The organism is Parerythrobacter aestuarii (assembly GCF_030140925.1).
Taxonomy (GTDB): Bacteria; Pseudomonadota; Alphaproteobacteria; order Sphingomonadales; family Sphingomonadaceae; genus Parerythrobacter; species Parerythrobacter aestuarii.
Map to the genome: position 1 here is coordinate 184755 of NZ_JARBWD010000002.1, position 22470 is coordinate 207224.

Sequence of the window (22470 nt, forward strand, 5' to 3'; positions counted from 1 at the left end):
CGAAGAGGATGGATCGGTTATGAATGGGTCACAGCCCATACTACTGGTTCAGGCGGCCGCCAGCTTGCGGATGACGTATTGGAGGATGCCGCCGTTGCGGTAGTATTCCAGCTCGTTCTCCGTATCGATGCGCGATTTGGCATCGAATTCGAAGGTTGTGCCGTCCTCGCGTGTGACATGGACGATGATGTCCTGCCCCGGCTTCATGTCGGCAAGGCCCTTGATGGTAAAGGTGTCGGTCGCGCTGAGACCCAGCGTTTCGCGGGTGTCGCCATCCTTGAACTGTACCGGCAGCACACCCATGCCCACGAGGTTGGAGCGGTGGATACGCTCGAAGCTCTCAACGATCACAGCACGCACGCCCAGCAGGATGGTGCCCTTGGCGGCCCAGTCGCGGCTGGAGCCGGTGCCGTATTCCTTGCCGCCGATCACCACCAGCGGGGTACCGTCTTCCTTGTGCTTCATCGCGGCGTCGTAGATTGCCATCTGCTCGCCATTGTAGGTGGTAAAGCCGCCTTCGACGCCCGGGACCATCTCGTTCTTGATGCGGATATTGGCAAAGGTGCCGCGCATCATCACGTCATGGTTGCCGCGGCGCGAGCCGTAGGAGTTGAAGTCCGCCTTGGCGACCTGGTGATCGCGCAGGTAGTGGCCTGCCGGGCTGTCTTCCTTGATCGAACCGGCCGGGCTGATGTGGTCAGTAGTGACCGAATCGCCGAGGATCGCCAGCGGCTTGGCATCGGTGATGTCCTGCACCGGGGCCGGGGTCATCTCCATGCCTTCGAAAAACGGCGGGCTGGCGACATAGGTGCTGCCCGGCTGCCACTGATAGGTGTCGGACGCTTCGACCTTGATCGCCTGCCAGTGCTCGTCGCCCTTGTAGACATCGGCATAGCGGGTTTCGAACATGGTGCGATCGATGCTGCTGCTGCGCACATCGGCCACTTCCTGGTTGGACGGCCAGATATCCTTGAGGAACACGTCATTGCCGTCCTGGTCCTGCCCGATCGGAGTCGAGACGAAGTCTTCGGTGACGGTGCCCTTGAGTGCATAGGCTACCACCAGCGGCGGCGAGGCGAGGAAGTTGGCGCGCACATCGGGGCTCACGCGCCCTTCGAAGTTGCGGTTCCCCGAAAGGACCGAGGCAGCGACGATGTCATTGCCGTTGATGGCCTTGCTGATCGGCGGGGCGAGGGGACCCGAGTTACCGATGCAGGTGGTGCACCCGTAGCCGACCAGGTCGAAGCCGATCTGGTCGAGATAGTCCTGCAGGCCCGCCTTCTCGAGATAGTCGGTCACGACCTGCGAGCCCGGTGCGAGCGAAGTCTTGACCCACGGCTTGGGCTTGAGGCCCTTCTCGACCGCCTTCTTGGCGACGAGGCCGGCGGCGATCAGCACGTCCGGGTTGGAGGTGTTGGTGCAGCTGGTGATAGCCGCGATCACGACATCGCCATCGCCAATGTCGTGATCCTTGCCTTCAACCGGGACACGGGCCGGGGAAGACTTGCCGTAGACTTTCTGCAGGTCGCCGTTGAACAGTTCGTCCACCTCGGGGAGGATGACCTTGTCCTGCGGGCGCTTGGGACCGGCGAGGCTGGGGACGACCGCCGACATGTCGAGGTCCAGTGTCTTGGTGAAGACCGGCTCGTTGTCCGGCTCGAACCACATGCCCTGTTCGCGACAATAGGCTTCGACCAGCGCGATCTGCTCTTCGCTCCGGCCGGTAAGGCGCAGGTAATCGAGCGTCTTGTCGTCAACCCCGAAGAAGCCGCAGGTCGCGCCGTATTCGGGGGCCATGTTGGCAATGGTGGCGCGGTCGGCCAGGCTGAGGTTGGACACGCCCGGGCCGTAGAATTCAACGAACCTGCCGACGACACCGACTTCGCGCAGCATCTGCACGCAGGTCAGCACCAGGTCGGTGGCGGTGACGCCTTCCGCCATCGCCCCGGTCAGCTTGAAGCCGACGACTTCAGGGATCAGCATGGAGACCGGCTGGCCGAGCATGGCAGCTTCGGCCTCGATCCCGCCGACGCCCCAGCCGAGTACGCCAAGGCCGTTGATCATGGTGGTGTGGCTGTCGGTACCCACGCAGGTGTCGGGGTAAGCCACAGTCGCGCCGTCCTGGTCCTCGGTCGACCACACGCCGCGGCCGATGTGCTCGAGGTTGACCTGGTGGCAGATGCCGGTGCCAGGAGGCACGGCGGAGAAGTTCTGGAAGCTCTTGGAACCCCACTTGAGGAAGTCGTAACGCTCGGCATTGCGGGCGTATTCGAGCTCGACGTTCTTTTCGAACGCCTTGGGGTGGCCGAATTCGTCGACCATCACCGAGTGGTCGATGACGAGGTTGACCGGAACCTGCGGGTTGATCTTGGCGGTATCACCGCCGAGCGTCTTGATCGCATCACGCATGGCGGCAAGGTCAACGACGCACGGCACGCCGGTGAAGTCCTGCAACAGCACGCGTGCCGGGCGGTACTGGATCTCGCTGCCGGTGACCGGATTCTTCTGCCAGTCGGCAATGGCCTGGATGTCGTCGGTCGAAACAGTGAAGCCGCCGTCTTCGAAACGCAGCATGTTTTCCAGCAGGACTTTCATGCTGAACGGCAACCTGGAAACGTCACCGATGGTCGCTTCTGCCTTGGCGAAGGAGTAATAGGCGTAGTCCTTGCCGCCAACAGAGAGCGTGCTGCGGGTTCCAAGCGTGTCTTTGCCGACCTGGGTCATCCGGGATCCTTTCAGTGCGATAATGGAGGGGCGGCGCGGAGAGCGCGCTTCGCCCGTGATTTCGCCTGCGCACCTGCGCTTTTGCAGCGCTCAGGTCAAGGGGATCGAGGTGCAGAGACGTTACAAGTGTTTACTGGTGCGGATTTGTAAATTCCGTCATTAAGCATGCAACGCAATCGCTGTGAGACAGGGGGCGGCCGGGCGTGCGACAGGACGAAAAATCGACGCACACGCTGGGCAGCCTCAAGGCGGGTATTCTCTCCGCCGCGATGGTCGTTGCTGCAAGCTTTGCTGCAGCCATTGTCTTTTCGGGGACACCGCTTGAAGCCCAGCCCCACGAGGCTGAGCTCGGTTCCCGCTAAGGCCAATCCCAACAGGGGGCAAGCCGGGCACTTCGGGTCGCAAAACAGCCGTGTCGGCACGCGCCGGCATGACGTCGAGCCTGCCCGGTGGCCGCTCTCCATGGGGGTGGAGGGCGGCCTACAACAAGCCTGGGCCTTTCAGATCGTGCTTTGTTCAGTCGGCGCGCGGGCGGCGATCCAGCAGCCGATCACGATCAGCACGGTTCCGGCAATGGTCGGCATTGTCACAGCTTCGCGAAAGAACAGCCAGCCGAACAACGAAGCCCACAGGAAGCCGGAGTATTCGATCGGCACCAGCGCCTGGGCTTCCGCCCGGGCATAAGCCCACGCGAGCGCCATTGCGCCTCCTACCGTGAGCAGCGCGGACCAGCCGACGGCGATCATCACGTCTGTGCTTGGCAACACGAAGAACCAGGGTGCTGCCAGTCCCAGGATTACAGCAGAGACCCCGGAATGGAACGTCGCGACCTCGCGTGGCAAGGCGACCTGCGATTGCTGGCGTATCAGGATGAAGTTCCACGCATAGAGCAAGGCAGAAAAGATGATCGCGGCGAGGCCAAGCCACAAGTCGTTGTTCGGCGATTCGCTGCCGATCTTGCCGCCGATAATGACAATTGTCCCGGCAAAGCCAAGCACTGACGCCCAGATTGCTCTTCTCGACACAGTCTCGCCCAACAGGATCGCTGCAAGGTAGAGCGCAATCAGCGGAGCGATAAAGGAAATCGCGATGGCTTCCGCAATCGGCAGTTTGGTCAATGCATAGAAGAAGCTCAGCGCCATGAAGGTCGAGCTCGTGCCGCGCAGCAAGTGGAGCCTAAGGACATGGGGTTGCGGCCATTTGCCGCCGCCCGCAAGCCAGACCGGTGCGATGAGGAGCAGGCCAAGGCTCGAGCGCAGCACTGCCGCGCTATAGGCCCCGATTGCGAGCGAGGCGCCTTTCATGAAGGCGTCCATCAGCGATAGCATGCCGACCCCGGCAAGCGTGATGAGGAATGGCAACAGGGGATGGTCGCTGCGCGGCATGCTAGGCCTTTAGTCAGCCATTGCGTTCGCGTCACGTAGGCAGGCAATTCAGCTTTTCGAAAGCGTCGATGCTTGATGCAATTTGTCGAATGCGGCAAATTGCTGCTGTTGCTGGAGTGCTATCGTCCAGCGCATTAAATTTGGGGCTGAAAAATCATGCGAGTGCCGGTGCGTAAATCCATTCTCCTGCTCGGGGCGAGCGTGTTGTTGCCGATCGGCGCGGTGGCGCAGGAAAACCTCTTGCCGCCTGAACCGGCCTCGGCTCCTACGCCTGCTCCGGCGAGCACCCCAGCGGTGCAGGACTATGATGCGCCCACACAGGGAAGTGTGCAGGAAGCGTTCGACGATGAATTCCTGACTGTCCAGCCGGTCGATCCGGTGGTCCAGCCGTGGTCCGTGCAACTGGCACAGCAGCTGGCTGAGGTCATCGCCACGATCGATGGCGAAGGCCTGCGTCCGGCCGACTACGACCTTCCTGGCCTGCAGGCACTGATCGCCGCCGGTCCTGGTGAAGCGCTCGACAAGGGTGCCAGCCAGCGTTTCATCTGGCTGGTCGAGGACATGCGCGATGGCCGCACCCCCATGAACGGGCGCAAGCAGTGGTTCGTAATGGACCCGGATGCGGATCGCTATCGTTCGGCCAGCGTGCTCAAGGAAGCCATTGAATCGGGTGACATCGGTGGCGCGCTGGAGACAGTTGCCCCGCTTCACCCCGATTATGCCGTGCTGCGCACCGCTCTTGCCAAGGCGACCCCGGGCAGCGCGCGTTACAAGCAGATCCAGGCCAATATGGACCGCTGGCGCTGGCTTCCGCGCGATCTCGGCGGGCAGTACCTGATCACCAACGTGCCGGAATACCAGCTGCGCCTGACAGTGAACGACAAGATCGTCCGCACCTACAAGACCATCGTCGGCAAGCCGGGCCGCACTGCGACCCCGCAGCTGGCCGAACTGGTCGAAGGCGTAATTCTCAATCCGACATGGACGGTGCCGCAAAGTATCGTGAAGGGCGAAGGGCTGGGCGCGCGGGTGCTGGGTAATCCGGCATGGGCCAAGCGGGCCGGTTATACCGCCACACGCGGCGCGAATGGCTGGGTCACCGTGGTCCAGCAGCCCGGGCCCGGCAATTCGCTCGGCAAGATGAAGCTCGACATGCCCAACCGGCACGCGATCTTCCTGCACGACACGCCCAGCCGGGGCCTGTTCAACTCGACTGCGCGGGCGCTGAGCCATGGCTGCATTCGCACCGAGCGGGCCAGCGAACTGGCGTTGACGCTGGCAATCCTGCAGGCGGGCCTGACCGCCGACGAAGGGGTCGAGATGCTGGCCAGCGGCAAGTACACCCGCGTGCCGTTCGAGAAGAAGATGCCAGTCTACATCACCTACTTCACCATGGCGACCAACATCGATGGCGAGCTGTCCGGCTTCAACGACATCTATGGCCGTGATGGCGCGGTGCTGGCAGCGTTCGACGCACCGCGCGTTGCCAACCGGTCGCGCGTGACCGATGAGCAGGTGATCGTGATCGAAGACGACTTGCGCGACGCTGCGCCTTAGGGATCAGAAAACGCCCGGGTTGGTCCGGTCTTGGCCGGTCGCATCGTTCGGCGTGAGCAGCGCGAGATCGGGTTGTTGGCGGCCGGGTGCGGTGACAATCGAACCGTCTTCTGCCCAGCCCAGGCTATCGGCATAGAGCAGCCGGCCGCCCGAGAGGTTGAGCAAGGCGATGCGGAACTGCTCTTCGCCCATTGCGAAGCAGCCGTTGGACCGACCGAGGCGGCCCCAGCGCTCGATATGCTCTGGCTCGGCATAGGCCGCGCGGTGCATCACGATATAGCGGCGCAGCGCGTTGTCGTTGGTCTCGTCGAGCCCGCCGAGGCGCACCGAGGTGCCGTAGCGGCCCTTGTACCACTCCCACGTCACATAGGCGCCCTTGCTCGTCGCGTTGGAGCCTTCGACGTTGGAATAGCGGTTGAGCCAGCCGTCATGCTCGGGATCCGACCCGCTGCCGTGGCTGACGAGGTAGCTGGTCACTTCCTCGCGGTCGAGATTGACGAAATGGAAGCGGTTCTCGTCCGAGCGCAGGCCATAGTCGGCGATGCCCACGATGTCGCGCTTCCAGATGACGTCGCCAGCCTTGTCGAGCTGTTCCTTCGCCAGCGCGAAGAGCTTGCGATCACGGACCGAACCTGCCGCCGGCTGGGCAAACACGCGCGTCGGCAGCGCAGCGAGCGCCCCGGTGGCAAGCGTGGCTTTGATAAGATCGCGACGTTTCATGTTCTGCAGCCTACTATAGCGCAGCTGAAGCAATCGTAGAAGAGTCCGCACCAGGAGCGGTAAACCGTGCGTTTTCTGCGGCCATTGCCAGCATGGATCGAGCATGGCGGGCGGCAATGGCGTGTTGGTCGTCGCCATAACCGCCACCAAGCGCGCTGGCGACGGGGACGCCGCGTTGGCGAGCATGGCGGATCACGCAGCGGTCGCGGGCCTGCAAACCTTCGTCCGAGAGGGCAAGGCGCCCCAGCTTGTCGTCCCGGTGCGGGTCGACTCCAGCCTGGTAGAGCACGAGGTCGGGCTGTACCCGGTCGAGCAAGGACGGCAGGTGTTCCCCAAGGACGGCGAGGTAGTGGGCATCGCCAATCCCGTCGGGCAGGGCCACGTCGTGATCGGAGCGTGCCTTGCGCACCGGGAAGTTCTTCTCCGCATGCATGGAGAAGGTGACGATATCCTCGCGGCCGGCGGTGAGGCTGGCGGTGCCGTCTCCTTGGTGCACGTCGAGATCGATCACCAGGATGCGCCGGGCATCGCCCTCGGCGATCAGCCGGTTGGCCGCCACGGCCAGGTCATTGAATACGCAATAGCCTGCGCCAGTATCATGCAGCGCATGGTGGCTGCCCGCCGCGCTATTGGCGGCATAGCCGTGCTCGAAGGCAAGCTGCGCGGCCAACCACGTCCCGCCATTGGTATGCCGCACGCGGTCGCGAATATGCTCGGTGACGGGAAACCCGATCCGCCGCTCCTTCTCGCGCGGGACAGTGACGGAGAAGACTTGCTCGACGTAATCGGGGCAATGCACCGCTTCGAGCCATGGGCGCGGCATCGGCTCGGGTGCGTGCTCGGTGATCGCCGCGTCGCTTGCCCTCAGCGCTTCCATGACAAGGAAATACTTGTCGAACCGGAATGTCCCCCGCTCCGGGCGCGGGGCCATGTAATCGGCATGATGGACGACATGGAGCAGCGCCTATTCCCTCGCCATCTCGGTTGTGGCCATCAACGCCAACTCATCGTAAATCTCTTCGCCGCTGCGGCTGGCGGCATTGCGCCAGCTCTTGGCGGTGTCGGCGTTGAGCAGGCGGCCTTCGTTGTCGAGCAGCAGTAGGGTGGGGGTGTTCGTCACTTCCTCCTCCAGCCCGAAGCGCGCGGCGATGTCGAGGTTGCGGCCCTTGCCTTTCTGCGGGTGGCCGACATCGACATAGACCACTTCGTACCGGTCCTCGATCAAGCCAGCGAACCGTTCGCTTTGCAGCCACCCGGCCAGCGCGCGGCTGTCATGGCACCAGTTGGCACCGAGCACGATCATCACGAGCGCTCCGCGTTCGTTTGCGCGGACGAGCGCAGCATCGACATTGGCGGTGGCGTCTGCCTTCTTGTCGAAAGGGGTCGCTTCCGGGTGGTCCGGCGCGGCTGCTTCGGTCTCGCCAGCGAGCGATGCCGACGGACCGATCAGTGGCGCTGCCGCCAACACTGCAGCATAGGGTATCGCTTTCCTGATATTACGCATCATCGCCGTCGATCTCGAGTTTTCCGACGCGGAGCCGATCGATCCGGGCATCGCGGATGCGCAAGCGGCCTATTCCCATGCGGCCGACAGCGAGCGCGCCGATAGCGACGGCTCCCATCGCCAGCGCACCAAGGGCGAAAGCACCGGTTGCCATGGCGGTAATGGCGCGGGGACCCGCAGTGACAGAGGGCAGGCTATCCCTACTTGGCTCTGTGACCGGGGTTTCTTGAGGCGTGTCTATCCGCGCAGGTTCAGGCATCTCATTCCGCCGCTTCGGCCTGAGGCGCATGTGGGTCGAACGCCGTCGCTTCGCCAGCCTCGATCTTCGCGGCCTTTTCCTCGACCAGCTTGACGATGTGGTCGAGCATGTCCTCGCTCTCGATATGGTGGTCCTTGAGCCCTGAAAGATAGACCATGTGCTTGCCCGAGCCACCGCCGGTCAGGCCGATATCGGTCTCGCGCGCTTCGCCGGGGCCATTGACGACGCAGCCGAGCACCGAAAGGCTCATCGGCGTCTTGATATGCTCGAGCCGCTTCTCCAGCGCTTCGACCGTGCGGATCACATCGAAGCCCTGCCGCGAGCAGCTGGGGCAGGACACGACACGGACGCCGCGCGTGCGCAGGCCGAGCGCCTTGAGCATCTCGAAGCCGACTTTCACTTCCTGCTCGGGCTCGGCACTCAGCGACACGCGGATGGTGTCGCCGATCCCGGCCCACAGCAGGCTGCCGATGCCGATGGAGGATTTGACTGTCCCGCCGATCAGGCCACCCGCCTCGGTAATGCCGAGATGCAGCGGACAATCCACGGCATCGGCGAGGCCATGATAGGCGGCGACGGCAAGGAACACGTCGCTCGCCTTCACCGCCACCTTGTATTCGTGGAAATCGTGGTCTTGCAGCAGTTTGATGTGGTCGAGCGCGCTTTCGATCAGCGCTTCCGGGCAAGGTTCGCCGTATTTCTCCAGCAGGTCTTTCTCAAGGCTGCCGGCGTTGACCCCGATGCGAATGGCGCAGCCATTGGCCTTTGCCGCGCGCACGACCTCTGCGACGCGTTCCGACGAACCGATATTGCCGGGATTGATGCGCAGGCAAGCGGCACCGGCATCGGCGGCCTCCAGCGCGCGCTTGTAGTGGAAATGGATGTCGGCGACGATCGGCACCCGCGCTGCCTTGGTGATCTTGCCGAATGCTGCGCTGGCTTCGGCAGTCGGCACGGACACGCGGATGATGTCCGCTCCGGCGTCCTCGCAGCGGCGGATCTGGTTGATCGTCGCCACCGCGTCTTCGGTCGGCGTGTTGGTCATGGTCTGCACCGTGATCGGGGCATCCCCGCCAACGGGAACATCGCCGACCATGATCTGGCGGCATTGGCGGCGCTCGATTTCGCGCCAGGGGCGTACGCTGGACATGGCCCCTCTATAGGCGCGATGGATGGCGGGTTAAAGGCGCTTGGTTGCTGTCTCTAGTTGAGCGCGTCGCGATAGCGCCGACTTCCGCGTAGCAACGCTCCACTGGAAAGTGTGACTTCGAAATCGCCGCTGGAGACTGTTTCGACTTGTCGCACCGCTGCCTTGCGGACCAGTCGCGAGCGATGGATGCGGGCAAAGCCGTAGGGAGAAAGCTCGCCTTCGATGGCCTGCATCGTGGCTCGGTGGAGGATCGTGCGTTCGCCGGAGTGGATCTCGACATAGTTGCCGGCCGCTTCGACATGGTCGATTTCGTCATACGGCAGAGCAATCCGGCGCGCACCATCCACGGCGGTGAAGACCCGAGATTCGCCCGATGGCGCATAAGATTGTCCCAGATACCAGCGCGCTGCGGACAGGATCAGCACGAACAACAGGTAGTCGGGCAAATCCTTGCGTAGCTCGTAGGGCCAGCCGCCAATCCCTGAGGGGAAAACGTAGTCAACGCCCTTGGCTGCCCAGATCGCTTCGCGCAACCCAACCATCAGGCCAACATGCAGGGCCGAAGCCAGGAACGCTCCGGCAGCCAGCAAGGCCAGCGCCATCGGCCAGCTGCGCCGGGGCGGGAGGATGTGAGGCAAGGCCAGCCACAAGAGGGCAATCACGCAGGTCCAGCCGACTAGGCTCGAACCTTCCAGCGCCCAGATCATCCATGTGACCGGTTGACCGCCGCTGCGCTCGGTGTCGGCGATGATCGAGCTGACATTGGCGTAGACTTCCATGCCGCCATAGATGGCGAAGAGCAGGGCGATTGCGACGATGGCCAGTCGGCGGTTGCCGCTTGTCACGGACCGGCTGCCGCTCGTCCCAGCGCCTTCGCTTCCCGTCCCTGACGCATCGCCGCTCATGGCTTGGCGATAGCAGAGCTTGGCGGGCTGCGCCTAGCAGCAGGGTCATGGAACACACAGACACGCCTTCTCACTCCGCGACACCGCTCGCCGATCCCACAACGGGCCGCCATTACGGCATGGACTGGTTGCGCATCGCCGCCTTTGCCATGCTGATCTTCTACCATGTCGGCATGGGCTTCGTGCCATGGGACTGGCATGTCAAATGGACGGGGATCAGCGAGACCCTGCGGCTGCCGATGCTGGCGATGAACGGCTGGCGGCTGTCGCTGCTCTTCGTTGTCTCGGGCTATGCCAGCGCGGCACTGTTCGCCAAGATGACACCCGGTGCCTTCCTGCGTTCACGCAGTGCACGGCTGCTGATCCCGCTGGTTTTTGGTGCGGTGCTTATCATCCCGCCTCAAGTGTGGATCGACCTGATGTTCAACCATGGATATGCGCGCGGCTATCTCGCCTTCTGGGGCAGTGACTATTTCCGCTTCGGCGCGCTCGGCGGGATCATCATGCCGACCTGGCAGCACCTGTGGTTCGTGGTTTACCTGTTCGCTTACACGCTGGCGCTGATCGGCCTGCACCTGCTGCTCGGCGCGCGAGGCAGGGCGCTGGCTGCGAAGGCTGGATCGCTGCTGCTTGGCGGACCCTTGCTGTTGCTGGTGCCGGTTGCCTGGATCGTGGCTCGCTACACGCTGGTTTTTCCCGGGCTGAGTGACACCCACGCGCTGGTCGACGATTTCGCCGCGCATTGGATCTTCCTGCCGATGTTCCTGTTCGGCGTGCTGCTGCGGTATTCGGCTACGCTCTGGACGACCATACGCCAGTGGTGGGCAGGGCTGGCCCTTTCGGCACTGGCCAGCACTGCGGCGATGCTGCTTATCGCATGGCACATGACCGGTAACCCCGACTGGCCGATGTGGCTGGAGATCGGTTACACCGCCTTGCGCAGCACACAGTCATGGCTGGTAATCCTGGCGCTGATCGGCCTTTCCGACCGGTTCTGGAATCGCGACCATGCCAGCCGGGCCATGCTCAATGAAGCTGTGTTCCCGTTCTATATCATCCACCAGACCATCATCGTGGCGTTCATCTGGTATCTGCGCCCACTCGCCATGCCCATTGCGATGGCCTTCGTGTTGACCATGTTGGTCACCACACTGGGGTGCTGCTTGTTCTATCGGATCGGCCGCGAAGTGCCGGTGCTGCGGGTGCTGATCGGGCTGCGGGGGTGGCGCGTCCCGCCAGCCCCCAAGCCCGCAGCAATCAATCTTCCAGCTGCGACGGGATGAATTCCTCGCGCACGGCCTTGGCGATCAGTTCGAGCGGAATGATCCCCTGGCTCAGCAGGAAGTCGTTGAAGGCCTTCTTGTCGAACCTGTCGCCCAGCGCCAGCTCGGTCTCTACCCGCAGGTCGATCAGCTTGCGGTAGCCATAATAATAGCTGCCGGCCTGCCCCGGGGCGCGGAAGGTGTAGCGGTCGAGCTCCTGCTTCACCATGCCGGGCGAAAAGCCGACTTCTTCGCGCAGCACGCGCCCGGCCTCTTCGCGGGTAATAAGGCCGAGGTTGAGCATTGGGTCGAGCACTGCACGCGCCGCGCGCAGCTGGCGGAACTGCAGTGCGATCAGCTGGCCCTCGATCGGCTCGTGGGGCAACATTTCGGCCTCGGCGTAGAGTGCCCAGCCTTCGACATTCACGCTGTTGAAGGCGTAGAGCAGCCGCGCCAGCGACACGCCCTGCTCGACCAGCGCAGCGAACTGCATTTCATGGCCGGGCCGCGCTTCATGCGCGCTCAGTGTCCAGCTGGCGGCGGGGAAATTGAAATCGTCATAGGCATCCCCTTCACCGGCGGTCGGATTGCCGGCTGTCAGGATGAACTGGCCCTGCTCTCCGGTATTGCCGATAAGGCGCGGCGGCGACATGTGCGGAGCGGGCTGGGCCGCGGCTTCCGCCGGCGTCGCCAGCCGCATCTGCAGCGGGTACTCCGGCAGCGAGACAATGGCGTTGGCGCGGATCTTGTCTTCCAGCAAGCCATTCACATTGTGGTAGAAATCCTCGATTTCGTCGTTGGGGATGGTCTGCTGCTTGAGCCGACCCAGCACGCCGATGTAGTCGGTCTCCTCGAAGCCGAACTTCTGCGCGACTTCGGGTGCCAGCGCATCCATCTGCGCGCGTAATTCATAGTAGCCGCGTCGCGCCTGCGCCATGGCTTCGCGCGGATCGATATCGATACCTACCTGGCGCAGGCGGAGCGCATATAGCTCTTCCGGCAAACGGGCATTGTCGCGGGCCTTCGGCAGGACGGTCGCGGTTGTCCAGGAGCCATAATCGGCGAACTGGGCATCCATGGCGTCCAGCGCTTCTTCCGCACCGGTAACTTCGAACCGGGTGAACAGCTCGCGGATGCCGGCGGCATAGGTCGAGTACTTGGTAACCGCTTCGCTCACTTCGACGTTATACGGGCCCTTCTTGCCGTCACCCTGGCTGGCTTCCCAACGCGCCTTGGCAAGTTCGGCGAGCGACGTCGTGCCTTCGTAGGTCCCGACATAGCGCTGCAGCAGTTCAACCGCCTTTTGCTTGCGCTCTGGCGAAACGCGCTCGTCGAGCAGGCTGGAAACACCGCCGAAGATGGCTTCGGGCACATCGGTCCACTCCAGCATCAGCTTGCGGTTGAGTTCGATCCCTTCGATGCTTTCATCGAGCGAGCCGATCAGGATCGCGAGATCCTGCTTCACATAGGGATCGCTCTCCATTGCCATGGCCGCTTCGAACTCGGCTCTCAGCGCCGTCGCCCCGGCAAGATAGCGCTCGTCGCGATCAAGGGCGAGGTCGAAAGCGAGGCCGTCATATTGCTCGTAACCGGTTGCAGATGCGCCTTCAGGATAAAACCCGGCGTCGAAGGCGATCAGCTTCTGCGTGTAGCCGTTCGAGATATCCACCCAGCTGGGCGCTTCGGATGGAGCCTCCGCAGCTGCAGCGTCTTGCGCGTGTACTGGTATCGCAATGCTGGCGAAGGTCAGGGCTATGGCTGAAACGATGGGGCGCATGTGTTCTCTCCTCCGAAGAATTGCGCGCGGTGTGAGTGAATGCCGGGGCCTGCGCAAGGGGTGATCAGACCAACGACACTTGCGCACCGAGGAAATTCCGCCTTCAACCCTGATATGACGACTGCCGAATCCCCTGCAACCGATTGTATCGACGGCCCGCTGCTGTTTGCGCGGGTGCTTGATGGCGAGGGCGCAGGTCATCCGCTCGAGTGGGCCGAGGCAATGAACTGGCAGCCACAGCGCACAGGCGAAGTGCTGTGGGTCCACCTGTGCCGCAACGCGCCCGGCGTCGAAGCCTATCTCGAACATCTCGGCATCTCCGAGCCAACCCGCGAATTGCTCGTCAGCGACCGGACCCGACCGCGCGCATTTCGCGAAGGAGACACTCTCGTGGCGACGCTGCGGGGGATCAATTTCAATCCCGGGGCAGAGCCCGAAGACATGCTGTCGATGCAGCTGTGGTGCGATGGTATCCGGCTGCTCACCTTGCGCCGGATGCCGTTGCAGACCCCGCGCCATGTGCTCAAGATGATCGACCGGCGTGAGGCAGGGCCAAGCGACTGCGGGGCCCTGATTACCGAGCTGACCGAAGCCATGATCACTCGCATGAGCAGCGCGATCATTGACATGAACGATCATCTCGACGGACTCGAGGAACGCGATCCAGAGGATAATCCCGAGCAAGCGATGGCAATGATCTCCACGATCCGCCGCAATTGCCTGGGCCTGAAGCGTCATATGGGTCCGATGCACGAAGCGCTGGAAGCAATCAGCCGCTATGCCCCGCCGTGGTTCGAGGATCACGATCGGCGCGAGATCGCTGAATCGATCGACCGCTTGAAGCGGTATCTCGAGGATCTCGATATCAGCAAGGAGAGTGCGGTTGTCCTGATGGATGAGCTACGCGGCGGAGCGATCGCACGCAGCGAACAGGCCACCTACATGCTGACCATCGTGGCAGGCATTTTCCTGCCGCTGGGCTTCATTACCGGCCTGCTCGGCATCAATGTCGGCGGTATGCCGGGTGTCGACAGCGGCGATGCTTTCTGGATGGTGGTCGGGCTGTGCGGTGCGATCCTCGCCGCCCAGCTCTACTTGTTCTGGAAATGGAAGTGGCTGTGAGGGCCACCACGCCTACCAGCGAATGATCGGCGGCAGTATCACCCGGCCCAGCACGCCGCAGATCGCCACGGGCAGGACGTGCCACAGCCCCAGGTGCGAGACCCCATCGATCGGGCAACTGAGGCCATAGGCGAAAGCGCCGATCGCGCCGGCAGCGATCCCGGCGAACAGCCCGGCGGTTTCAGTCGAGACCGGTGCCCCGCGCCGCAGCCAGTAGGCCAGCACGAGGAAGGTCAGCGCGGACGCTGCCGTGCCTGAAAGCAGGCAATGGAGGCTATAGGGATCCATCAGCGCGCCCGGACCACGTCCGGCGGCGAATGTTGTTGCAAAGGCCGCCAGTGGCAGGATTGTGACCATAGCCAGCGCCCATTTCGGGCCATCCTGACGGTTCCCGACTGACGGGCTGGCGAGCGCAACCGCTGCAGATACTCCGGCGAGGCCCAAGAGCAGCAACAGGCCGTTGGTGACCAGGTAGAAGGCCGAAGCCTCACCCGTTATCATTCCGCTCCACAGGCCAGCCAGCAGCCACACCGACAGCACGGTAATGGCTCCTGCGACCGCAGCCAGCCACAGCCCATGTCGGGCCTTTATCACCCGCACGGGCTGCAAATCGTCGACCAGATCTGCAATCAATGCCTGGTTCGCCTTGTTCATTTCATTCCGCCTTCTCAATCAGCGTCGCGAGCTTCTTGAGCCCGCGATGGATATTCACTTTGACCAGGCTTTCGCTCTGGCCGGACTTGGCTGAGGCTTCCGCTATCGAAAGCCCTTCGATCTTCACAAGTTCGATTACTTGCGCCTGTTTCTCAGGCAGTTTCACGAACAGGCGCTCGAGGCTGAGCCGCGCCAGCACGGCTTCCTCGTTGCTTTCCTCCGCTGCATCCCAGTCTTCCAGCTGGTCGGCCTCGGTGCGATAGACCTTACGCAGGTGATCGACCCAGCGATAGCGCGCGATGGCTGCCAGCCACGGCAGGAATGCCCGACCGGCATCCCATGTGTCGCGCTTGCGGTGCAGCGCCAGCAGCACGTCCTGGACCAGGTCGTCGAGCTGGTGCGGTGGCACGCGCCGCCGGAAGTAGCGCTGCAGCCACATCGCGCACTCGTCCAGCAGCACGGTATAGGCGCGCTTGTCGCCTTGCTGCGACCTGCGCATCAGCTGGGCCAGCGTGGCTTCGTCTGCGATCACATCTCCTCTCCCATGGGCATGACCTTAGCGCCGACCGCGTGCAAGCACAGCGTCGAGTGATACCATTCCGCCGCCGCGGCTCACCAGCACCAGCGCCATCGCCGCCCACAGGCTGTGAGTCGGCCACCATGCATCGGGGAAGATCAGAAACTGGATCACCAGCGTCATGCCAAGCAGCGCCATCGCGGATAGCCGTGTCAGCAGCCCTAGCGCGACAAGGATCGGCAAGAGGAACTCGGCATAGGTCGTCACCGGCACCATGAGCTGGGGTGATAGAGGGAGGCGGAATTCCTCGAACAGGTAATACTGCGTTTCGTCGATGGTCAGCCAACTGCCATCGACCACCTTGGTCCTGCCTGAGCGCCAGAAGACGCCCGCAAGGGCAAGGCGGGTAAGCAGCAGCGCGCCGCTTTCGATCCAGCGGGACCCGAGCCACCGAGTGACGCGATCATAGGAAGAAAGGACACGCTGCACGCTTGCTCTCCTGCTTGACCGGCTCAGCGCTTGATCGGCTTGAGCGAGCCCTTGCCCTTGGGCGTTTCGATCTTTTCGCAGCTGCCTTTGGGCACCAGCTTCCACGCATTGCCCTGGTAATCGCGGGTGGAAGTCCCGGCGCAGCTGGTGCCGGGGCCGGCGGCGCAGTCGTTCTGGCCAGCCTTGGCGACGCCGTAGCATTTCTCCATCGGCTTGCTTTGCGCGGTTGCCGGGGACGCGGCGAGGCCGGCAGCGATCGTGGCGGTGAGGGCGAGCCCGGCAGCGCGGGCGAGAGGGGCATTGGTCATTGGTCTGTGCTCCACTTACTTGGGGGTCGGGGGTGACCGGCAGCGTTGCCGGGCTGGCTGTCGTTTCGCCGCGACAGAGCAGGACGTTACAGTCACTTGCTATTTTTTTGGCTGTAACCGGCGTGGCAGCGGCTGCGAATGAACCGATGCCTGCAAGGCGCAAACTCACTCAGGAGAGATGTCCATGAATGCCCCCAACAAGACCGCTTTTGCCGCTGCCGCTGCGATGATGGCCCTGTCCCACGCGAGCGCTTTCGCCGCCGAACCACCCGCTGGCAGCACCGGCGCTGCTATCAGCGCGGAGGATACCGTCCATTGCTACGGCATCCACAGCTGCAAGGGACAGGCCGACTGTGCCACGGCGGAGAACGCCTGCAAGGGCCAGAACAAATGCAAGGGTCATGGCTTCAAGGCCATGAAGGCCGGCGAATGCCTGACCAAGGGCGGCACGATCGGCGATATCTCGGCCTGATTGTTGTTGACCGGCAGGGTCCGGCGCGTCCCCCATCAGGACAGCTGCGCCGGGCCCTGTTTCCCAGCTTCCCGGGAGAAGTTCCGTCATGGCACCATCGATTGTTCCGTTCAGCGGCTTCGGCCTTGGCCTGCGCCGCAGCCACTACGCCGATTTCCTCGGTGGCGAGGTGCCCGTGGACTTCGTCGAAGTAATCTCGGAAAACTTCATGGTCGAAGGCGGACGCCCGCTGGTGACGCTGGAGCGAGTTCGGGAGAAACATCCGGTCATCCTGCATGGCGTCTCGATGTCGATCGGCTCGGCGCACGGTCTGGATGAGGACTACCTGCTGCGCCTGAGGGCACTGGCGGAGCGGATCGAACCGTTGTGGGTTTCGGACCATCTATGCTGGACCCGCACAAGCGCGCACAACAGCCACGATCTGTTGCCGCTACCCTATACACGGGAGGCACTGCAGGTGGTTTGCGACAATATCGACTGCGCGCAGGAAGCGCTGGGCCGGACCATAGCGTTCGAGAATCCGTCGAGCTATCTCACCTTTCCCGAAGACGAGATGCGTGAATGGGAGTTTTTCTCTGCCATGGCGCGACGTACCGGTTGCTCACTGCTCTTGGATGTAAACAACGCCTATGTCAGTGCCTGTAACCATGGCTTCTCGGCACGCGACTATATCGAGGGGTTGCCACTGGAGTGCGTGCAGCAAATCCACCTCGCGGGGCACACGCCCGGGGACATCATCATCGACACACATGACCGTGCGGTTTGCGATGCGGTGTGGGACCTCTACGGCTATGCGGTGGCCCGTCTTGGCCCAGTCGCAACCATGATCGAGCGCGATGACAATATCCCGCCGCTGGGTGAGCTGCTGGTCGAGCTGGATCGAGCGCGCACCATTGTTGCGGATGCCAAGGCTGCGAAGGAAGCGGCATGAGCCTCGCCGAACGCCAAGAGGCCTTTATGGCATCGGTGCTCGATGACGGGCAGACCTTGCTCGCGGGCTGGACTGAGCGCCACGTGGCTGGGCTCGATATCTATCGCAACAACTATCGCACGGCGCTGGTCGAAGCGCTGGCTTCAACCTTCGAACGCACGCAACGCTGGGTCGGGGCAGAGAGCTTCCACCGAGCTGCCGCGCACCATTTGATCACCCATCCGCCAACAAGCTGGACGCTCGATGACGCTGGCAAAGGCTTCGACGAAACGTTGGTGGAACTGTTCCCTGAAGACCCGGAAGTGGCCGAGCTTGCATGGCTCGAATGGGCCATGCACCGCGCATTCGTGGCGGCCGATCGCGAGAGCATAAGCGCGCGCGAATTTGCTGCCCAAACGACAGGGTTTACAGAGGAAGACTGGGCCGAATTGCGACTGCGATTCCTGCCCGGATTGGCGCTGCGAGCAGTCAACCACGATGTCGGCGTTCTCTGGAACTCGTTGGCCGATCAGCCGAATGGCACGGCTGACTTTATGCTCGCGCAGCCCCGCATGTTGCTGGTCTGGCGCGAACAGCTGCGCCCGACTTTCGCCTTGCTCGATCCGCTCGATGGTGAGGCGTTGACGTTCGCGCTCGGGGGCGCATGCTTCGGGGAGCTATGCGTCCTGCTGGTCGTGCGACTTGGCGAAGAAGCCGGCGTTGCCAGAGCCGGTGCCTTGCTTGGCCATTGGCTCGGTGAAGGGCTGGTCGCCTGCCTCAGGCGCTGAAGCTGGTCCCGGTCATCTCTTCCGACAAGGCCCACAGCCCCTCGGCGGTTTGCGGATCGAGAGCATAGCTTCGTACACCACCGGTGGGACTTTCATCGTCCACTTCGGCTACATGGCAATCCTCGCAATAGACTCCACCGTGACCCTGCAATTCCGGCGCGGTGGCGGCGAAGCAGGTGGTGGCGGCACCTTGCGGAATAGTCTTCCAGCCCGGTCCATTGTCCGATCCGCTGGTCTCCATCCGCTTGCGCAAATTGGCAATGTCCTCTTCGCTGAGATGGCGGCCAAGGTTAGTGACGATGCCACCGGGGTGGACTGCTACTGCCGTGATGCCCTTGTGTCCGAAGCGATTCTGCAGGCCGACGCTGAACAGGATATTGGCGGTCTTGGCCTGGCCGTAGCTGAGCCACTTGTCGTAGTCGCGGGACTTGAAATTGGGATCTTCGAGGTGGACCTGGTCCATGTGGTGCCCGCGGCTGGAAAGGTTGACAATGCGGGCGTCGTTGCCTCCTTCGGCGGCCTTTTCGACCAGTGGCATCAGTTCCCGTGTCAGCAGGAAGTGGCCAAGGTGGTTGGTTCCAAACTGCATTTCGAAGCCGTCGGCGGTTTCGGAATAGGGGCAAGCCATTACGCCGGCGTTGTTGATCAGCAGGTCGATCTTCTCGAACCGGTCGCGGGCTTCAGAACCGCAGGAACGCACGGCATCGAGCGAGCCCAGGTCGCACAGGATCGTCTCGACATGGGCGTCGTCGACTTCCTCGCGGATTTCCTGTGCTGCACCGTTGGCCTTTTCCATGTCGCGCCCGGCGATGATGACGTGCGCGCCCCTGGCTGCCATGGCCCGGGCGGTCTCCTTGCCGAGCCCGGAATAGCCGCCTGTCACAAAAGCGGTCTTCCCGCTCAGGTCCTTGTCTGCAAGCACGTCATCGGCGGTGCTGGAAAATCCGAAGTCAGCCATGTCTCTCTCCCTTGGCCTGCCTCTCAATCGAGGCGAAGCTCGTACAAGAATTCATCGTCCCTGTGCTCGCCGACATAGAAATCGATATCGGCGACCTTGGCGAACCCGTATCGCTGGTAGAACCGCTGTCCGCCAAGATTTTGGCTCCATACCGACAGCTGGATGGCATCATGGCCGCGCGCGCGCGCTTCGGCAATGGCCCATTCCATCAGCAACGCACCTATGCCGCGTCCGGTGGCGTCGGGCTGCGTGTATAGCTGGCCCAGGGCGATCGGATTCCTGATATCTTCAGTCGGCGAGTCTTCGGCATACCAGCTAGGCGCGCGCAGCTTCACGTAGCCAAGCATCCTCAGGTCATCATGCGCGACCTGGTGGATGCACTCGGGGCCTTCGACTTCCTCGCGCACGGCGGCATCTGAATAGACCATCTCGAGGAACGCACTCAGGTCCTTGTCGGAATAGAGATGGCCGAATGCAGCGATAAAACTCTCGCGTCCCAGCATGGCAAGAGCGGGGACATCGTCCAAAGAAACGGGGCGCAGGATCATGACCCTGCGCCCCTACATCTTGGCTTAAGTGTGGTCAGCCTATTTCTTGCTGTCCCACTCATCCAGCTTCTTCGCTGCCCAGTCGCGACCGCCCAGGCCGAAGGCGAGGGCGAAGGCAACGGCGAGGCCGGCAATGATCACCAGCAGCGCGTTGCCCGGCAGCATGCCGCCGATGCCGGTGTATTGCAGGCCCATGATCACGAAAAGCACGATTGTGATCCAGCGGACGATGGTGGCTGCAGTCGAACCTCCCTCGGCACCGCCCACCAGTCGCGCCAGCAGGTTGGCGATTAGGAAACCTGCCCCGATCACCGCTGCGCCAAAGACAACTCGACCGCCGAGTCCCAGCACCTCGTTGAGGATGTTGGTCAGTTCCGGGAAGCCGAGCAGGCGGGTGGCGGCGATGCCGATGGTCAGGATGATCGCCACCTGTACAATGCGGGCGATCACGGTCGAGGCCTGCGTGCCTTCGGGCAGGATCCCGGCTGCATCGAGCGAACGGTCGACCCCGAGGCCTTCCATCAGCTCGCGCAGGGTTTCCATCGCGAACTTGCTGATTAGGTAACCAAGACCCATCAGCACGCCTGCACCGATGATACGCGGAATGGCGTCGAAGATCAGCTGCAGCATGTTGCTGGCCGGCTGCGAGACGCTTTCGAGATTGAGCGCTTCGAGCGCCAAGATCGCTACCGGGATGATGATCAACACATAGACGACCGTACCGATGGTCTTGCTGATGGTGCTGTTACCGGTGACGGCATCTACACCGCCCTTGTTGGCCCATTTGTCGAAATCGACCGTTTGCAGTGTCGTGGTGACAATGTCGCGAACGATCCCGGCCACCATGGCACCAATGAAGAAGATCAGGCCGGCGCCCACGAGGTTGGGCACAAAGTCCATGATGTTGTTGAGCAGTTCGTCAATCGGCCCGGCGACTGCGCCGAGATGGAAGACGTTGAGGATGGCAATCAGGCCGAACAGCCAGATCAGCAGCGAGACGATCTTGCCGATCGCTTCACCGATCGAATGTCCGGCTGCGGTATCTTTCTGCAGCAGCGGCACGGCATCGACCAGCTTGGCGAAAGCCCATTTTGCGCCTTTGGCCAGCCCCCAGGTGACGATGAGAATGACCAGCGCATAACCGACATCGACGGCCAGCGTGGCTGCCTTGTCCTGGTCAAACCTTTCCAACATGGATTGCATTGCAGTTCCCCCTCTCTTGTGTTTCGCTTCTCCGAGCGAATAGGGCTGGATACCATGGCCTTGCTTGTGTCACCAAGGGCGCAAGACAAGTTTTGCTACGCTGTGTTCCAGCGCGAGCAGACCGATAACGTAGGGGAATTGGGGACTATGCGAGCGATTTTGGCCTTTGCGGCTGTGATTCTGGTGCTGGTTTCGCCGACCAGTTTGATGGCACAGGACGAAGAAGAATATGATCCCTTCGCGCCGCGTTGGTCATTCGCCATCCATGGCGGAGCGGGCACGATCGAGCGCGCCAATATGACACCGGAGCAGGACGCGGCCTATCGCGCCGCGCTGCAGCAAGCTCTCGATGCCGGGGCGAAAATCCTGGCTGAAGGTGGCAGCGCGATGGATGCGGTGATCGCCGCGATCACGCTGATGGAGGACGATCCCAAGTTCAATGCAGGCAAGGGCGCGGTGTTTACCTGGGAAGGAGCCAACGAGCTCGATGCAGCGCTGATGGACGGGCGCGACCGCAGCGCCGGCGCGGTGACCGGGGTCAAGACCGTGAAGAACCCGATCCTGCTGGCCCGCGAAGTCATGAAGGACGGGCGGCACGTTTTCCTGAGCGGCGCGGGGGCGGAGGAATTCGCCAGCGACAAGGGGCTGGAACTGGTCGATCCGGAATATTTCGCGACAGAGCCGCGTCGCCGTTCGCTGGAGCGGATGAAGGCGCAGCAGCTGTCCGCCATCGATGTCGATGTGAAATTTGGCACGGTCGGCGCTGTGGCGCTGGACCTTGAAGGCAACATGGTTGCCGGCACCTCGACCGGTGGGTTGACCGGCAAGCGCTGGGGTCGGATCGGCGACGTCCCGGTGATCGGGGCGGGTACCTATGCCGACAATCGCGATTGCGCTGTCTCCGCCACCGGGCAGGGCGAGTACTTCATTCGCGCCGCTGTCGGGCATTCGATCTGTCAGGGGCTGCGGTACAGCTGGCGCAAGATGCTTGACGATGCGCAAGCCTCCGTCCCGCTTGACGAAGATGGTAATCCGACCTTCATCGTCCATGCCAGCGAGATGTGGCTGGAGGAAAGCGATGTGCAGGCGGTGGCCGATGCAGTGATGGCGGATGTGAAGGACCTGGGCGGCACGGGCGGCGTGATCGTAGTTTCCCCGTTCGGCCCGGCAGTGTTCAGCTTCAACACGCCCGGCATGTATCGCGGTCGCGCCACCAGCGCGGGCGTTAGCGAAGTCGGCATTTACGGCGACGAGTAAG

Annotated in this window: 24 protein-coding genes; 8 read left to right on the forward strand and 16 right to left on the reverse strand. The window is 62.8% G+C overall.

Annotation, left to right across the window (positions count from 1 at the left end):
- Nucleotides 1-48: 48 nt before the first annotated feature.
- A complete protein-coding gene (gene acnA / locus QPW08_RS13990; RefSeq protein ID WP_284126528.1) occupies nucleotides 49-2724 on the reverse strand; it encodes an aconitate hydratase AcnA in 2676 nt (891 codons plus the stop codon).
- Nucleotides 2725-2927: 203 nt separating this feature from the next.
- Here acnA and QPW08_RS13995 point away from each other — a divergent pair, with 203 nt between their 5' ends.
- Nucleotides 2928-3086, forward strand: a complete 159-nt coding sequence (locus QPW08_RS13995; protein WP_284126529.1) for a hypothetical protein — start codon at nucleotides 2928-2930, stop codon at nucleotides 3084-3086.
- A 138-nt stretch (nucleotides 3087-3224) separates the two neighbouring features.
- On the opposite strand, the gene QPW08_RS14000 is transcribed toward QPW08_RS13995, so the two are convergent.
- On the reverse strand, nucleotides 3225-4109 hold the full coding sequence (locus QPW08_RS14000; protein WP_284126530.1) for a DMT family transporter: 885 nt from the start codon (nucleotides 4107-4109) through the stop codon (nucleotides 3225-3227).
- 156 nt (nucleotides 4110-4265) lie between these two features.
- Here QPW08_RS14000 and QPW08_RS14005 point away from each other — a divergent pair, with 156 nt between their 5' ends.
- Nucleotides 4266-5666 carry a L,D-transpeptidase family protein gene (locus QPW08_RS14005; protein WP_407674572.1) on the forward strand — a complete coding sequence of 467 codons (1401 nt, stop codon included), beginning with the start codon at nucleotides 4266-4268 and terminating at the stop codon, nucleotides 5664-5666.
- Between the two features lie 3 nt (nucleotides 5667-5669).
- On the opposite strand, the gene QPW08_RS14010 is transcribed toward QPW08_RS14005, so the two are convergent.
- The 6 genes from QPW08_RS14010 to QPW08_RS14035 are packed head-to-tail and all read right to left on the reverse strand — an operon-like array spanning nucleotide 5670 to nucleotide 10204.
- Nucleotides 5670-6386 (reverse strand): murein L,D-transpeptidase catalytic domain-containing protein, encoded by a 717-nt coding sequence (locus tag QPW08_RS14010; protein ID WP_284126532.1) that lies wholly within the window; start codon nucleotides 6384-6386, stop codon nucleotides 5670-5672.
- Between the two features lie 13 nt (nucleotides 6387-6399).
- Nucleotides 6400-7317 (reverse strand): histone deacetylase family protein, encoded by a 918-nt coding sequence (locus QPW08_RS14015; protein WP_284126533.1) that lies wholly within the window; start codon nucleotides 7315-7317, stop codon nucleotides 6400-6402.
- A gap of 33 nt (nucleotides 7318-7350) precedes the next feature.
- Complete coding sequence (locus tag QPW08_RS14020) at nucleotides 7351-7893, reverse strand: thioredoxin family protein (protein ID WP_284126534.1); 543 nt, start codon at nucleotides 7891-7893, stop codon at nucleotides 7351-7353.
- Nucleotides 7883-8149: a hypothetical protein gene (locus QPW08_RS14025; RefSeq protein WP_284126535.1), complete on the reverse strand. Its 267-nt coding sequence runs from the start codon at nucleotides 8147-8149 to the stop codon at nucleotides 7883-7885. Before QPW08_RS14025 ends, QPW08_RS14020 begins: the two co-directional genes overlap by 11 nt.
- Nucleotide 8150: 1 nt before the next feature.
- Nucleotides 8151-9299, reverse strand: a complete 1149-nt coding sequence (ispG, locus tag QPW08_RS14030) for a flavodoxin-dependent (E)-4-hydroxy-3-methylbut-2-enyl-diphosphate synthase (RefSeq protein ID WP_284126536.1) — start codon at nucleotides 9297-9299, stop codon at nucleotides 8151-8153.
- 53 nt (nucleotides 9300-9352) lie between these two features.
- Nucleotides 9353-10204 (reverse strand): LytTR family DNA-binding domain-containing protein, encoded by an 852-nt coding sequence (locus QPW08_RS14035; RefSeq protein WP_284126537.1) that lies wholly within the window; start codon nucleotides 10202-10204, stop codon nucleotides 9353-9355.
- 47 nt (nucleotides 10205-10251) lie between these two features.
- Here QPW08_RS14035 and QPW08_RS14040 point away from each other — a divergent pair, with 47 nt between their 5' ends.
- Complete coding sequence (locus tag QPW08_RS14040; RefSeq protein ID WP_284126538.1) at nucleotides 10252-11487, forward strand: acyltransferase family protein; 1236 nt, start codon at nucleotides 10252-10254, stop codon at nucleotides 11485-11487.
- On the opposite strand, the gene QPW08_RS14045 is transcribed toward QPW08_RS14040, so the two are convergent.
- Nucleotides 11462-13243 (reverse strand): DUF885 domain-containing protein, encoded by a 1782-nt coding sequence (locus tag QPW08_RS14045; protein WP_284126539.1) that lies wholly within the window; start codon nucleotides 13241-13243, stop codon nucleotides 11462-11464. The genes QPW08_RS14040 and QPW08_RS14045 overlap by 26 nt on opposite strands.
- Before the next feature lie 114 nt (nucleotides 13244-13357).
- Between QPW08_RS14045 and QPW08_RS14050 the strand changes: the two genes are divergently transcribed.
- Nucleotides 13358-14365, forward strand: coding sequence for a CorA family divalent cation transporter (locus QPW08_RS14050; protein WP_284126540.1), 1008 nt, complete (start codon nucleotides 13358-13360; stop codon nucleotides 14363-14365).
- A 12-nt stretch (nucleotides 14366-14377) separates the two neighbouring features.
- Here QPW08_RS14050 and QPW08_RS14055 read toward each other — a convergent pair whose 3' ends face one another.
- From QPW08_RS14055 to QPW08_RS14070, 4 genes are read right to left on the reverse strand one after another with little or no spacing between them, the layout of a single operon-like run.
- Entirely contained in the window at nucleotides 14378-15019 is a 642-nt protein-coding gene (locus QPW08_RS14055) for a DUF1109 domain-containing protein (RefSeq protein ID WP_284126541.1), read from the reverse strand.
- Between the two features lies 1 nt (nucleotide 15020).
- Complete coding sequence (locus tag QPW08_RS14060) at nucleotides 15021-15551, reverse strand: sigma-70 family RNA polymerase sigma factor (protein ID WP_284126542.1); 531 nt, start codon at nucleotides 15549-15551, stop codon at nucleotides 15021-15023.
- 24 nt (nucleotides 15552-15575) lie between these two features.
- Nucleotides 15576-16025 carry a DoxX family protein gene (locus tag QPW08_RS14065; protein WP_284126543.1) on the reverse strand — a complete coding sequence of 150 codons (450 nt, stop codon included), beginning with the start codon at nucleotides 16023-16025 and terminating at the stop codon, nucleotides 15576-15578.
- A 23-nt stretch (nucleotides 16026-16048) separates the two neighbouring features.
- A complete protein-coding gene (locus QPW08_RS14070; RefSeq protein WP_284126544.1) occupies nucleotides 16049-16333 on the reverse strand; it encodes a BufA1 family periplasmic bufferin-type metallophore in 285 nt (94 codons plus the stop codon).
- Between the two features lie 184 nt (nucleotides 16334-16517).
- Between QPW08_RS14070 and bufA2 the strand changes: the two genes are divergently transcribed.
- The 3 genes from bufA2 (at nucleotide 16518) to QPW08_RS14085 (ending at nucleotide 18503) form a co-directional block, all read left to right on the forward strand.
- The gene (gene bufA2 / locus QPW08_RS14075; protein WP_284126545.1) at nucleotides 16518-16805 is read left to right on the forward strand and encodes a BufA2 family periplasmic bufferin-type metallophore; all 288 of its coding nucleotides are present in this window, start codon (nucleotides 16518-16520) and stop codon (nucleotides 16803-16805) included.
- Between the two features lie 88 nt (nucleotides 16806-16893).
- Entirely contained in the window at nucleotides 16894-17736 is an 843-nt protein-coding gene (gene bufB / locus QPW08_RS14080; RefSeq protein WP_284126546.1) for an MNIO family bufferin maturase, read from the forward strand.
- A complete protein-coding gene (locus QPW08_RS14085; RefSeq protein ID WP_284126547.1) occupies nucleotides 17733-18503 on the forward strand; it encodes a DNA-binding domain-containing protein in 771 nt (256 codons plus the stop codon). Before bufB ends, QPW08_RS14085 begins: the two co-directional genes overlap by 4 nt.
- Here the strand turns inward: QPW08_RS14085 and QPW08_RS14090 are convergent.
- From QPW08_RS14090 to QPW08_RS14100, 3 genes are read right to left on the reverse strand one after another with little or no spacing between them, the layout of a single operon-like run.
- A complete protein-coding gene (locus QPW08_RS14090; RefSeq protein WP_284126548.1) occupies nucleotides 18493-19461 on the reverse strand; it encodes an SDR family NAD(P)-dependent oxidoreductase in 969 nt (322 codons plus the stop codon). The two genes, QPW08_RS14085 and QPW08_RS14090, sit on opposite strands and share 11 nt — an antisense overlap.
- 23 nt (nucleotides 19462-19484) lie before the next feature.
- Nucleotides 19485-20009, reverse strand: a complete 525-nt coding sequence (locus QPW08_RS14095; protein ID WP_284126549.1) for a GNAT family N-acetyltransferase — start codon at nucleotides 20007-20009, stop codon at nucleotides 19485-19487.
- A 39-nt stretch (nucleotides 20010-20048) separates the two neighbouring features.
- Nucleotides 20049-21203 carry a mechanosensitive ion channel gene (locus QPW08_RS14100; RefSeq protein WP_284126550.1) on the reverse strand — a complete coding sequence of 385 codons (1155 nt, stop codon included), beginning with the start codon at nucleotides 21201-21203 and terminating at the stop codon, nucleotides 20049-20051.
- Nucleotides 21204-21359: 156 nt separating this feature from the next.
- Between QPW08_RS14100 and QPW08_RS14105 the strand changes: the two genes are divergently transcribed.
- Nucleotides 21360-22469, forward strand: coding sequence for an isoaspartyl peptidase/L-asparaginase family protein (locus QPW08_RS14105; RefSeq protein ID WP_284126551.1), 1110 nt, complete (start codon nucleotides 21360-21362; stop codon nucleotides 22467-22469).
- Nucleotide 22470: the final 1 nt, after the last annotated feature.

Bases quoted from the DNA above. Each gene is read 5' to 3' on its own strand.
- acnA (WP_284126528.1), bottom strand. From the start codon at position 2,724: ATGACCCAGGTCGGCAAAGACACGCTTGGAACCCGCAGCACGCTCTCT.
- QPW08_RS14000 (WP_284126530.1), bottom strand. From the start codon at position 4,109: ATGCCGCGCAGCGACCATCCCCTGTTGCCATTCCTCATCACGCTTGCC.
- QPW08_RS14005 (WP_407674572.1), top strand. From the start codon at position 4,266: ATGCGAGTGCCGGTGCGTAAATCCATTCTCCTGCTCGGGGCGAGCGTG.
- QPW08_RS14010 (WP_284126532.1), bottom strand. From the start codon at position 6,386: ATGAAACGTCGCGATCTTATCAAAGCCACGCTTGCCACCGGGGCGCTC.
- QPW08_RS14015 (WP_284126533.1), bottom strand. From the start codon at position 7,317: ATGGCCCCGCGCCCGGAGCGGGGGACATTCCGGTTCGACAAGTATTTC.
- QPW08_RS14020 (WP_284126534.1), bottom strand. From the start codon at position 7,893: ATGATGCGTAATATCAGGAAAGCGATACCCTATGCTGCAGTGTTGGCG.
- QPW08_RS14025 (WP_284126535.1), bottom strand. From the start codon at position 8,149: ATGCCTGAACCTGCGCGGATAGACACGCCTCAAGAAACCCCGGTCACA.
- ispG (WP_284126536.1), bottom strand. From the start codon at position 9,299: ATGTCCAGCGTACGCCCCTGGCGCGAAATCGAGCGCCGCCAATGCCGC.
- QPW08_RS14035 (WP_284126537.1), bottom strand. From the start codon at position 10,204: ATGAGCGGCGATGCGTCAGGGACGGGAAGCGAAGGCGCTGGGACGAGC.
- QPW08_RS14040 (WP_284126538.1), top strand. From the start codon at position 10,252: ATGGAACACACAGACACGCCTTCTCACTCCGCGACACCGCTCGCCGAT.
- QPW08_RS14045 (WP_284126539.1), bottom strand. From the start codon at position 13,243: ATGCGCCCCATCGTTTCAGCCATAGCCCTGACCTTCGCCAGCATTGCG.
- QPW08_RS14050 (WP_284126540.1), top strand. From the start codon at position 13,358: ATGACGACTGCCGAATCCCCTGCAACCGATTGTATCGACGGCCCGCTG.
- QPW08_RS14055 (WP_284126541.1), bottom strand. From the start codon at position 15,019: ATGAACAAGGCGAACCAGGCATTGATTGCAGATCTGGTCGACGATTTG.
- QPW08_RS14070 (WP_284126544.1), bottom strand. From the start codon at position 16,333: ATGACCAATGCCCCTCTCGCCCGCGCTGCCGGGCTCGCCCTCACCGCC.
- bufA2 (WP_284126545.1), top strand. From the start codon at position 16,518: ATGAATGCCCCCAACAAGACCGCTTTTGCCGCTGCCGCTGCGATGATG.
- bufB (WP_284126546.1), top strand. From the start codon at position 16,894: ATGGCACCATCGATTGTTCCGTTCAGCGGCTTCGGCCTTGGCCTGCGC.
- QPW08_RS14085 (WP_284126547.1), top strand. From the start codon at position 17,733: ATGAGCCTCGCCGAACGCCAAGAGGCCTTTATGGCATCGGTGCTCGAT.
- QPW08_RS14090 (WP_284126548.1), bottom strand. From the start codon at position 19,461: ATGGCTGACTTCGGATTTTCCAGCACCGCCGATGACGTGCTTGCAGAC.
- QPW08_RS14095 (WP_284126549.1), bottom strand. From the start codon at position 20,009: ATGATCCTGCGCCCCGTTTCTTTGGACGATGTCCCCGCTCTTGCCATG.
- QPW08_RS14100 (WP_284126550.1), bottom strand. From the start codon at position 21,203: ATGTTGGAAAGGTTTGACCAGGACAAGGCAGCCACGCTGGCCGTCGAT.
- QPW08_RS14105 (WP_284126551.1), top strand. From the start codon at position 21,360: ATGCGAGCGATTTTGGCCTTTGCGGCTGTGATTCTGGTGCTGGTTTCG.